Origin of the sequence: Curtobacterium sp. NPDC089689 (genome assembly GCF_044749145.1) — a bacterium.
Taxonomy (GTDB): domain Bacteria; phylum Actinomycetota; class Actinomycetes; order Actinomycetales; family Microbacteriaceae; genus Curtobacterium.
The window spans coordinates 194,619-204,659 of sequence record NZ_JBIVHJ010000003.1; the positions used below are offsets into that span (position 1 = coordinate 194,619).

12 protein-coding genes and 1 tRNA gene are annotated in these 10,041 nt (G+C 71.8%); 3 read left to right on the forward strand and 10 right to left on the reverse strand.

Annotation, left to right across the window (positions count from 1 at the left end; all coding sequences use genetic code 11):
- Window positions 1–20 precede the first annotated feature (20 nt).
- Window positions 21–1,886 carry a family 43 glycosylhydrolase gene (locus ACIPYW_RS12555; RefSeq protein ID WP_400414011.1) on the reverse strand — a complete coding sequence of 622 codons (1,866 nt, stop codon included), beginning with the start codon at window positions 1,884–1,886 and terminating at the stop codon, window positions 21–23.
- Window positions 1,887–2,003: 117 nt separating this feature from the next.
- Here ACIPYW_RS12555 and ACIPYW_RS12560 point away from each other — a divergent pair, with 117 nt between their 5' ends.
- Window positions 2,004–2,507: a hypothetical protein gene (locus ACIPYW_RS12560; RefSeq protein WP_400414013.1), complete on the forward strand. Its 504-nt coding sequence runs from the start codon at window positions 2,004–2,006 to the stop codon at window positions 2,505–2,507.
- Entirely contained in the window at window positions 2,504–3,997 is a 1,494-nt protein-coding gene (locus ACIPYW_RS12565; RefSeq protein WP_400414016.1) for a family 20 glycosylhydrolase, read from the forward strand. Before ACIPYW_RS12560 ends, ACIPYW_RS12565 begins: the two co-directional genes overlap by 4 nt.
- Window positions 3,998–4,021: 24 nt before the next feature.
- On the opposite strand, the gene ACIPYW_RS12570 is transcribed toward ACIPYW_RS12565, so the two are convergent.
- The 6 genes from ACIPYW_RS12570 to ACIPYW_RS12595 all read right to left on the reverse strand — a co-directional run bounded on the left by ACIPYW_RS12570 (window position 4,022) and on the right by ACIPYW_RS12595 (window position 7,725).
- Complete coding sequence (locus tag ACIPYW_RS12570) at window positions 4,022–4,918, reverse strand: hypothetical protein (RefSeq protein ID WP_400414018.1); 897 nt, start codon at window positions 4,916–4,918, stop codon at window positions 4,022–4,024.
- A gap of 48 nt (window positions 4,919–4,966) precedes the next feature.
- On the reverse strand, window positions 4,967–5,530 hold the full coding sequence (locus tag ACIPYW_RS12575) for a hypothetical protein (protein WP_400414021.1): 564 nt from the start codon (window positions 5,528–5,530) through the stop codon (window positions 4,967–4,969).
- 164 nt (window positions 5,531–5,694) lie between these two features.
- Window positions 5,695–6,036, reverse strand: a complete 342-nt coding sequence (locus ACIPYW_RS12580) for a YkvA family protein (RefSeq protein WP_400414023.1) — start codon at window positions 6,034–6,036, stop codon at window positions 5,695–5,697.
- Window positions 6,033–6,260, reverse strand: a complete 228-nt coding sequence (locus tag ACIPYW_RS12585; protein ID WP_400414025.1) for a phosphatase PAP2 family protein — start codon at window positions 6,258–6,260, stop codon at window positions 6,033–6,035. Before ACIPYW_RS12585 ends, ACIPYW_RS12580 begins: the two co-directional genes overlap by 4 nt.
- 15 nt (window positions 6,261–6,275) lie before the next feature.
- Window positions 6,276–6,839 (reverse strand): hypothetical protein, encoded by a 564-nt coding sequence (locus tag ACIPYW_RS12590; RefSeq protein ID WP_400414027.1) that lies wholly within the window; start codon window positions 6,837–6,839, stop codon window positions 6,276–6,278.
- 124 nt (window positions 6,840–6,963) lie between these two features.
- Window positions 6,964–7,725: a glycoside hydrolase family 16 protein gene (locus ACIPYW_RS12595; protein ID WP_400414029.1), complete on the reverse strand. Its 762-nt coding sequence runs from the start codon at window positions 7,723–7,725 to the stop codon at window positions 6,964–6,966.
- Window positions 7,726–7,996: 271 nt separating this feature from the next.
- On the opposite strand from ACIPYW_RS12595, the gene ACIPYW_RS12600 reads away from it, so the two are divergent.
- Window positions 7,997–8,068: transfer RNA gene (locus ACIPYW_RS12600), tRNA-Gly, on the forward strand.
- Between the two features lie 288 nt (window positions 8,069–8,356).
- Here ACIPYW_RS12600 and ACIPYW_RS12605 read toward each other — a convergent pair.
- Genes ACIPYW_RS12605 through ACIPYW_RS12615 form a run of 3 tightly spaced genes read right to left on the reverse strand, consistent with a single transcriptional unit; the run spans window position 8,357 to window position 10,004 of the window.
- The gene (locus ACIPYW_RS12605; RefSeq protein WP_400414031.1) at window positions 8,357–8,629 is read right to left on the reverse strand and encodes a DUF6510 family protein; all 273 of its coding nucleotides are present in this window, start codon (window positions 8,627–8,629) and stop codon (window positions 8,357–8,359) included.
- On the reverse strand, window positions 8,629–9,414 hold the full coding sequence (locus ACIPYW_RS12610) for an FAD-binding oxidoreductase (protein WP_400414033.1): 786 nt from the start codon (window positions 9,412–9,414) through the stop codon (window positions 8,629–8,631). The genes ACIPYW_RS12605 and ACIPYW_RS12610 overlap by 1 nt, the downstream gene beginning before the upstream one ends.
- Window positions 9,411–10,004 (reverse strand): molybdopterin-dependent oxidoreductase, encoded by a 594-nt coding sequence (locus ACIPYW_RS12615; protein ID WP_400414036.1) that lies wholly within the window; start codon window positions 10,002–10,004, stop codon window positions 9,411–9,413. Before ACIPYW_RS12615 ends, ACIPYW_RS12610 begins: the two co-directional genes overlap by 4 nt.
- Window positions 10,005–10,041: the final 37 nt, after the last annotated feature.

A 10,041-nucleotide genomic window follows, 5' to 3' on the forward strand; every position in this document is an offset into this window, starting at 1 on the left:
CTGACGCCGGAGGATCGGGATCAGCCGCGCACGCTCCGGACCGTGCTGACGCGGAGGCCGTCGAAGGTGCTCGTGAAGCCGGTGCCACCGAGCGAGATCAGCCCGATGCGTGGGTGCGCGCCGAGATCAGCCGTCCAGGTGCCGCCCCGGACGAAGTGCCGGCCGTCGTCGCTCGTGGACGCCGTGTACTGGTCGAGCCCGTCGACGAGACGGTGCACGATCCGCAGCGTGGTGCGGTCTCCCACCGGCCCGACGACCATGTTCCCGTAGTTCGGTGCTCCCGCCGGCTGCGGCGACACCTCCTTGCCGAACTCCGTCTGCCGGGTGTCGAAGATCGAGTTGGAGGTCAGACGGACGTAGTTGCCGTCGTCGCCGTACACGATGAGTCCGCCCTGGACGTAGTTCACACCGTCGCCGGTGGCCGGGGTGTCCAGCGCGACCGTCGTCTCGACGACGTAGTCGCCGCGCGGTGCGGGTTCGGCGAGCACGGAAGCCAGTGGCGTCGCCGGTGGGTGGATGTCCGCGTCCTGGGTCTGCCAGCGGAGGGCGCCGCCGCTGACCGTCCACGTCGACGGATCGGGTTCACGGATCCAGCTGAGCGATGCCGGCAGCGTCGACCCGTCGAACGAGGTCGAGGCAGAGCGGAGCAGTCGCCCGGGGACGTCGACCGGGGTCCTGGTCGGACGGTACGTCGGGCGTTCGCCGGGCTGGGCGACGGGTCCGGGCTGCACCGAGTCGGACGGACCTGCTCCGCCCCGGACGACGGGCCAGCCACCGACCCAGTCGAGCGGGTCGATGAGCACCGGGCGCTTCGTGTAGGTGCCCTGACCGGCGTAGTACGGGTCGTCACGGTCGACCGCGTGGTACACGATCCAGTCCTCACCGGCGAGGTCCGTCACGACCGTGTTGTGCCCGGTCCCGACCCAGCGGTTGCCGTTCTGCGCGAGCATCGGGGTACCGCCCACGCGGGTCGCCGTGATCGCCACGCCGTTCCGGTCGGTGAAGGGCCCGAGCGGGCTGCGGGAGCGCGCGACGAAGACGCCGTACCCGGTGAGCGCGCCGTTGCAGCAGTTCGTCGCGGACCCCATGAAGTACCACCAGCCGTCGTGGCGCATGAGGTAGGTGCCCTCGTACCGGTTGTCGATGGCGATCCGGCGCTCGCTGGACGGCACCGAACGCAGCCCGTCCGGAGTCAGGCGTCGGACGTTCACCCCGCCGAAGTAGCTGCCGAAGTACAGGTAGGTGGCGCCGTGGTCGGTGATGACCTCGGGGTCGAACTCCCAGCGCTGTCCGGAACCGTTCGGTGCGGCCTGCGGTGCGACGACGGGGCCGCCCGAGTCCTTCCAGGGACCGGTCGGGCTCGCGCTCGTCGCCACACCGACGGCCGATCCGCCACCGGTCGGCGAGGTCGCCGTCGGGGTGTCCGACGCGGCGTAGTACAGGTACCAGCGCCCGTTCCGGTGCACGACGTCGGGGGCCCAGATGCCGTTCGCCTCGCCGACCCAGGCCGGCTTGGCCGTGAAGGCGTCGCCGACGTACGCCCAGTGCGTGAGGTCCGTCGAACGGTAGGTGGGGACGACGTGCTGGACCAGCGACCCTTCGGGGTCCTCCTCGGTCGCGGTGAGGGCGTCACTCGTGCAGTAGAGGTACCAGTCGCGGTCCCGCCCGACCCCGTGCACGACGGTCGGGTCCGCACAGCTCGCGGCCGTCTGCCCGTCCGGCAGCGACAGCGTCATGGGGTTCTGGTGGGTCGGCGCGGCCTGGCCGCGTGCGGACGTGACACCGGCGGCCAGCGCGGGTGGCGCCTCGGCGCCGGCCTGGAGGAACGTGGTCGCGAGTGCCGCGACCGTCGCGATCGTGAGGACCGCCTGCAGGGATCGGCGCACGGTGTGACCTGCTCTCGTCGTCGAGGAGCGTGCTGACGACGGTGAGACTACGCCGCTCACGGCTACCCCGCGATGGCGGGGTTCCCGGACGGCGGTGGCACACGGCAGGATCGTCACGTGCACCCGCTCCGTCGTCACTCCGTCAGCGCGCTCGTCATCGGCGTCGTGGGAGCGTCGGTGCTCGTCGGCTGCTCCGGCGGCGACCACAGAGAGGCCCTCTCGGAGGACTCCGCCCAGTGGATGAGCCTGGCCTCCGCGCAGCTCGGCGTGGACGGCGCGGCGAACCACGGGGGAGGGGGTGGGGGACTGATCGCCGAGGACGGCGGCAGGACGGCCCGCGCACTCGTGTCGCTCGAGTACGACCTCCACGGCCCGTACGACGTGCTGGCGGTCCGCCGGTCGAAGGAGACGGTGCACCTGCGCATCACCGAACTCACCGTCGACGATGACGGACCGAGTGCACTCCTCGGGCAGGCCGACATCACCTGCGGGACCTCGAGCCGGATCCCGATCGACGTCCCGGCGGGCAGCGACGGGATCACCCTCGACGCCTCGACGACGGACCGCTCAGGGCGGTCGTTGTTCGACGCCCTCGACGTCACCCGGGGAGCGGGACGGTGAGCGCCCGCGAGGGCCGGAGACGGACCGTCCGACGGGTCGTCGCGCTCGGCATCGCGATCGCCGGTGCAGCAGCTGTCGTGGGCGGCATCGGCGCCGTCGCCGGGGCCGTCGACCCCCGCGATCAGCAGGCGGCAGCCGCGTCCCCGACCACGCCGGGACCCACGATCACGGCGGTCGGTGCCAGCAGCACCAGCTCGCCGACCCGGACGGCCGTCCGGACCAGTGTCACCGTGCGCAACACCGGGAAGGTGGCAACGTCCGCGCTCCCAGCGTGGCTGTACCTCGCGTCGAGCAGCGGGCGCTACGCGCTCGGGCACGTGCCGGTCCGGGCGCTGGCTGCGGGCAGGACGGCGACCGTCGGTGCGACGCTGACCACAGCGTCCCGGGTGCCCGCCGGGAAGTACGCGGTCGTCGCCTGCACGGGCGTGTACTCCGCGTCGACCTGCCGCACGTCGACGTCGACGGTGCGCACCGGGCACGTCACCCCGGCGAGGCCGGAGACCGGCGTGATGCTCGACGTCGCCCGTGCCTACTACCGCCCGGCGCTCATCGAGCGGTACATCGACCTCCTCGCTGCACACGGAGGCCGCTTCCTCCACCTGCACCTCACCGACGACCAGAACGTCGGGATCGAGAGCGCGGTCCTCGGGCAGACGCCGGGGAACGCCGACCTGCGCGACGGTGTGTACACGAGCCGGGTCACGGGCCGCCCGTTCCTCAGCGCCGCCCAGGCGAGGGCGATCGCGGCGTACGCCGAGAAGCAGCGGATCGCGATCGTCCCCGAGATCGACACCCCGGGGCACATGGCCGCGACGTTCGCGCTGCTCGAGGCGCGACACGGGAAGCGGTGGGTGGACCGCATCCGCAGCGGCGAGAGCGAACTCGACCCGTCGGCGCCCGGCAGCGTCGCCTTGGCGAAGGACCTGCTCGCCGAGGTGACACGGACGTTCCCGCACAGTCGAGCCGTCCACATCGGCGGCGATGAGTGGGGTGAGGACGTCAGCGCCGGTGATCGGGTCACCTGGTTGAACACGATGGCGGCCGCGGTCGGCACCCGATCGGTGTGGGCGTGGAACGACGGGATCGATCGTCCCGTGGTCCGGCGCCTCGACCCGCGCATCCGTGTCACGTACTGGAGCCTCGACGGCGACACCGAGGACGCGACGGAGCGCCGGGAACGCCGGCAGCACCGCGCGCGGGCGAGCGACCTCGCCGGGGCGGGGACCGACCTGCTCAACTACGACTCGTACTACCTCTACGAGGTCCCGACGGACCTCGACCCGGCGGACGCCGCGTACAGCGCTGCTGACCTCCGCCGGCACTGGACGCTGCGGTCGTCAGACGGGGACTCGGGATCGCGGCTGTCCACGCCGATGTCGGGTGCGGCGGTCGCCGTCTGGGGCGAGGAACTCGACGCGCCACCGTCCTCGGCGCTCCTCCGGTGGAGCACGCCGCACATCGTGGCGATGATCGAGACCGCGGACGGGTAGCTCGAGCCCGGCCCGGCTCGATCGTCAGCGGGCGCTGAGGTCGTCGATGCTGTACACGGTCGGCGCCGGGATCGTGACGGGGGTGTGCTTGCGCAGCCAGAAGGACCCGCCGCCGACGGTGAAGGTGTGCGGGCCCTTCGTGCGGTTCAGCTCGCGCGCGATGTCGTCCCGGCTGTCGCTGGTGACGCCGCGCGTCATGGTGAGGCGCCCGCAGTCCGACGTTTCGACCCCGACACCGGCTCGGGAGGAGCCGATGCCCCTGGTGGACCGGCTGGAGACGGTGATCGCCTCCGCGGCGGTGACGGTGCACGTCACCTGTTCCCGGTGCGCCGCGTCGTACGCGTTGCCGATGAACAGACCGGGGAACGTCAGGAGCGTGGCGAGGAACACCCCGACGACGAGGAGGATCGACAGCGACTCCCGGACCGGCGACCGGTCCCGTTGCACGGTGAGCTTGCCGAAGAAGTCCCGGAACGCCGTCCACTCCTCGCCGGTGTTCCGGTCGAGCCACTCCACGAGGGCGTCGTGGTGCCGGTGGAACCGGTTCGTGGAGAACCCCCGGCGCCGAGCAGTGGCGGCGCTGATCACGGTGTTGCCCTTCCCGGAGGCCCGGAAGGACACGAGCTCCCCGGGACCGATGACCTGTGTCCGGCGGAGCCCTCGGGTCGCCTCGAGACGGTCGGGGAACACCTCCACGCGGGTGCGGAGCACGCCGACGGCCAGGGACACGGTCAGCGCGCCGACGACGAGCAGGAAGCCACTCGTCCACACCTGGGTGAACCGGGCGGACCCGAACATTTCCGGGCTGCACGCCGTCCAGGCCCCGGCCGCGACGACGCCGGCTCCCAGCGCCGCCCACGCCGCCGGCCTGAACCGGTTCCCGCGGACCGTCACCGGGCGTTCCTCACGCGCTTCCCCCACCGGTCGACCGTACCGAACGGACACTGATCCGGGCCCGACCGCGACGGCTCAGGACGACGGCTGCTGCTCCCGCCGCCCGCGCCCGCTCCGGACCACCCACAGCCAGCAACCGGTCCCGACCGCGGCGAGGCCCACGCCGACCACGAGCAGCTGCACGTGCACCCCGGTGCTGCGCGCGCGGACGCCCCCTGCGTCCCGGTCGGCGAGCAGCGCCCGGTCGACGTCGGACGGGTCGTACATGACCTGCAGCCGCTGGCCGACCTCGTACGCGCCGCCGCACGCCGCGTAGTCCACCAGGTCCCACGTGTGTGGCTCTCCGTTCGCGGTCCCCGAGACCTGCGGCACGCACTCGGTCCTGCCCGGGCCGAAGTTCTCCGTGAAGTGGCGGACGTCGATGGCGTCGATGGTCCCGGTCGTGCTGATCGCCACCGCGCGGAGTTCGTCGTCCTGGTGCGCCCGGTAGCCGTCCGCGATGAAGCCGGCGACCGCGCCGAGGACGAACACGCCGCCGAACAGCGGCGCGAGGATGAACGCGGCGAGGAAACCGGCGCCCGCGGCGATGGTCTTCCAGGTGCCCCCACGGCGGTCAGCGGAACGTGTCCGGTCGGGCAAGGCGGCTCCTCCGCGTCTCGTGGTGTCGTCCCGGCGCAGCGCCGGTGCTGGACCGCGTCGCCCGGTGGTCCTGGCGCTCCGTCGGTGGCCCAGGCTGCCGCCCGTGCCGGTCCGACCGACAGTACGGCGGTGCGCGACGCGTCCTACGCCACCGGCTCGGCGGGTCACCGGCCTGGTGCGACGCTCTGGGGCGCTCGGCTGGGCAGGGTCACGCCGGCGACGCGGCAGAGGGCTCGCAGGCCACCCGGGCTCCCGAGCCAGTGCCGCAGGAGTGCGTCCGCTCCGGCGCTCCGCACCACGAACCGGAGCGCGATCACGACGACCAGCGCGTCGTCGAGCCACCCGAGGACCGGGACGAAGTCGGGCACGAGGTCGATCGGCGAGAGCAGGTACGCCAGGGGGATGACGAGCCAGGCCCGAACGCTGACCCGTACGGTGCGGTCGACGACGAGCCACGCGAGCAGGAGCCCGCCGACCGCACTCGCGACGACCTCGAGTCCGGTCACCGGACGAGGTCGCCGGTCGCCGTCGTCGGTCCCGGGTCCTGCGCGAGCTCGGGGACGCGTGCCGTGAGGTGGGTGTCGACCGCGATCGTGAGTGCGGTGATCATCATCGAGAGTCCGACGGACGACAGCGTGTCCGTCAGCCAGTGGTAGCCGAGGTAGAGCCGGCTGATGACCTGGGACGCGATCATGAGCGCCGCGAGTGCGAACAGGCCGACCGTGATCAAGCGTCGGTGCGTGCGCTACGCGATCAGGAACGCCCCGATGAGGAAGAAGTCGCTCGCGCCGAGGACGTGTCCCGACGGGAACGAGAACGAGTGGTCGGGGCCGAGCAGCATCTCCGCGACCGGCGGACGTGGGTGTCGGACGAGCGGTGCGAGTGTCTGAGCGGTCATCACGCCGAGCACCATCCCGCACGCGAGGACGAGCGGTCGCCACGCGTGGCGCGCCAGGAACGCCCAGGCGACGGTGACGACGAGGACCACGATCGGCATGCCGATCGGCCCGAACACGGTCGCGAGCACGACCATCACGTTCGTGCGGTCGGCGTCGCGCTGCGTGTCGAACCACTCGTCGACGGGACGGTCGAGTCGCTGGAAGCCGGTGTGCGTCAGAACGCCGACGAGCATGGCCCCGAAGACGACCGTTCCTGCGATCGCGAGCACGACGGCGGCACGGAGCAGGACGGCCCGCTCGACCCGGCCCACCGTACGGACCTGCGGGGCGAACTTGCGGTGCCACCAGCCTCGGCGGTCGGCGGCTCCGGCGACGGGGTCCTGCTGCATCGACCCATCGAACTCCTCCATCGTGGATTCCGTGCCGTTGCCAGCGGTTCCGGAGCGACGCTGCGGTAGCGACGCGACCAGACGACGGATGGGAGGCCCGGGGCGATGTCGCCACGTGCCTCCCGTCCGTCGGTCCGACCGCTGGTCAGCCGGTGTAGCGGTAGGTGGCGACCCAGTCGATGAAGAGGTGTCCCGGCTTGCCCCAGTTCCCGACCTGGAACATGTAGCGGTGTGCGGTCCGCGGGACGTCGCGGGTGACGGTCGAGATGACCTTGCCGTCGAGGAGGTACTTGACGGACTTCCCGGGGACCCACTCGACCGAGTAGACGTGCCAGTCCCGCCACGAGACCCTCGTGGACGTGCTGATGGCGTTCACCTCGTTGCCCGGCTTCATGGAGTGGTGGTGTGCCATGGGGGCGTCCTCGAAGTTGGCCTCCGGGTAGTCGATCTCGCCGTCGCTCCACACGTTCGACGTCGGCCAGAGCATGAACGCGGCGCCGTTGCCGTTGCCGCCGGTGGCCTTGGCGCGGACGCTGAACTTCCCGCCCTTGTGCCCCCACGCTCCGGTCGGGCTGCCGAACGTGCCGGCTGCGCCGTGCTTGCCGTCCAGGGTCACGTCCATGATCCCGTTGCGCGCCTTGATCATCTTGCCCGACCAGTACATGTTGCTCATGCCGTCGGGGTAGGGCTGCCAGCTGCTCGCGTACTTCTTCGCGAACGGCCCGCCGGCGGCCGCGTTCGTCCGGAACTCCTGGACGAACGTCTGCTTGAACTTCCCGATGTTGCCGCGGGGGGCGTTCACGGCGGCGGCCTCCGCGGGCGTGCTGGTTCCGAAGGGCACGATCGTGAGGCCGGCGGCGAGCACCGCCACGGCGAACGCGGCACGGATCGAGGTGCGCTGGGGCATGCGTCTTCCACTCCCTGTCTCGGCCGTGCTGCCCCGGAGCAGCACGGATCGCTGACGGCGCCGGTCCCTCGGTGCCGCGACGGTCCGGACCGGTCTCCCCAGGCCGGGTCGGATCGTGTTGGTCGAGCGTAGGCAGGAGGCAATGCCCAGGGCACGCCCGGGTTGTCCCCAGAAAACGGGGGAACGGCGCCCCATTTGGAGGGGGTCGACGCGCCCGACGGAAGCCGTCGGCTGTGCTCCGCGGGATGGAGGGGCTACGCTGTTCCGGTACGCGGATGTGGCGCAGTGGTAGCGCATCACCTTGCCAAGGTGAGGGTCGCGAGTTCGAATCTCGTCATCCGCTCGCAACAGAAGGCCCCGGTCGCAGCGACCGGGGCCTTCGTCGTACCGCGACGGGTACCGGGCCGGTGGATGTCCGCGGCGGGCACCACGGACGCGGGACGCACGGCGGGCGCAGGATTCGGGTGCCCGCGCTCGTCGGCGTCGGGGCCACCGTGCCCCTGGGTCGTGGCGGATGGGTGGTCCGCACGCCCGATGGAGCATCCGGAGCAGCTCGCCCCCCGGATGGGTGCCGGGTTCGTGTTTGCGGTTTCTCGCATGATCCCCGCCGGATCCGGCTGCACGCTTGCGCTCAGGCCGCCGGTGTGCCGTCCCTCCGGCCGTGGAGACGGGCGGTGCCCGACAACCGGACACGGTGGCCGGTCGGAGAGTCGACGACGGTGACGAGCACGGTGTCGCAGTCGCGGCAGCGCGCGACGGCTCCCATCGCCGTCAGGTGGACACGGGTCCGGGCGAGGACACCGTCGCTCGCACAGCCCGGGCACCGGAGCAGGACCGTCGTCGCGTCCGGTCCCAACCGCTCGACGAGCACCCCGGCGAGCGCGTTGCCGTCGACGATCGACATCAGCTGCCCCCGAACCGTTCGGCGCGGACGTCGCTCGTGTCGTGCCCGAGCTCGGTGAGCCACCCGAGCACCTGCTCGACGAACGGGGTGGAACCGCACACGTAGACCTGGGCTCGCGCATCGGGCGGGAAGACCGCGGCCGCGAGGGTTTCCCGGGTCAGGCGTCCCACGGGTTCGCCGGCGGGGGCTCGTCGGCTGTGCACGAACGTGGTGGTCACCCCCGCGTCGGCGGCCCGGTCGAGTTCGTCACGGAAGAAGACGTCGTCGGGGGTCCGCACGGCGTACAGCAAGCGGAACGGCTCAGCGTCGCCGACCTCGGCGTGCGCTGTGGCGATCGCCGCGAGGGGCACGATGCCCGATCCGCCCGCGATGAGTTGCACCGGCCGGGCCTCCGGCGACGGGTGCCAGACGAACCAGCCGCCGAGCGGACCGTGCACCTCGAGGACGTCGCCGACCTCGATCGCGTCGACCAGGAACGGGGAGACCTCGCCGCCGTCGACCCGGTCGACCGCGAGGACCACCTGCGTCCCGGATCCCGCCGACGCGACCGAGTAGGACCGGGTCGCCTGGTAGCCGTCCTCGGCGGTGAGGCGCAGGTCGAGGTGCTGGCCGGGGTCGTTGCCGGGCCAGGTCGGGACGTCGAGGACCAGGCGCCGGGCGTTCGGGGTCTCGGGTGTGACGGAGGCGACCGTCGCGGGGTGCCACGCCGGCCGTCGACGGACCGGTGCCGACGGATCGGGGGTGAGCCGTGCCTCCAGGCCGGTGGACGGGGGTCCGCCGCTCACCAGTACCGCTCTTCCTTCCAGGGGTCGCCGTGCATGTTGTAGCCGGCGTTCTCCCAGAACCCGGGCTCGTCGTCGGACTGCATGACGATCCCGCGCACCCACTTGGCGCTCTTCCAGAAGTAGAGGTGCGGCACGAGGAGCCGTGCGGGTCCGCCGTGCTCGGGTGTCAACGGTTCGCCGTCGGCCTCGAACGCGATCCAGGACTGCCCGTCGAGCAGTTCGTCGAGCGGGACGTTCGTCGTGTAGCCGCCGAAGCTGTGCACCATGCAGAAGTCGAGCGACGTCTCGACGTCCGCGAACAGCCGATCGAGAGGGACGCCGCGCCACGGCATGTCGAGTTTCGTCCAGTGGGTCACGCAGTGGATGTCGACCGTGACGTCCTCGACGCCGAGTGCCTGCACCTCGTCCCACGTCCAGGAGTGCAGGCCGCTCTCGGTCCGGACGGAGAACGACCAGTCCGACCGCTCGATCTCGGGCGTCGCGCCGGCGGACAGGACGGGCCAGTCCTGGACGAGGGTCTGGCCGGGCGGGATGCGGGAGTCGTCGCGTTCGTGCCGTCGACCGCCGAAGCCGCGGGTGAAGGTCGCCATGCTCGATCATCCCGCCTGCTCGTCGCCCCGCATGTAA

Excerpts from the sequence above, each read along its gene's own strand:
- ACIPYW_RS12605 (WP_400414031.1), bottom strand. The coding sequence starts at position 8,629 with ATGTCGATCGTCGACGGCAACGCGCTCGCCGGGGTGCTCGTCGAGCGG.
- ACIPYW_RS12615 (WP_400414036.1), bottom strand. The coding sequence starts at position 10,004 with ATGGCGACCTTCACCCGCGGCTTCGGCGGTCGACGGCACGAACGCGAC.
- ACIPYW_RS12595 (WP_400414029.1), bottom strand. The coding sequence starts at position 7,725 with ATGCCCCAGCGCACCTCGATCCGTGCCGCGTTCGCCGTGGCGGTGCTC.
- ACIPYW_RS12590 (WP_400414027.1), bottom strand. The coding sequence starts at position 6,839 with ATGGAGGAGTTCGATGGGTCGATGCAGCAGGACCCCGTCGCCGGAGCC.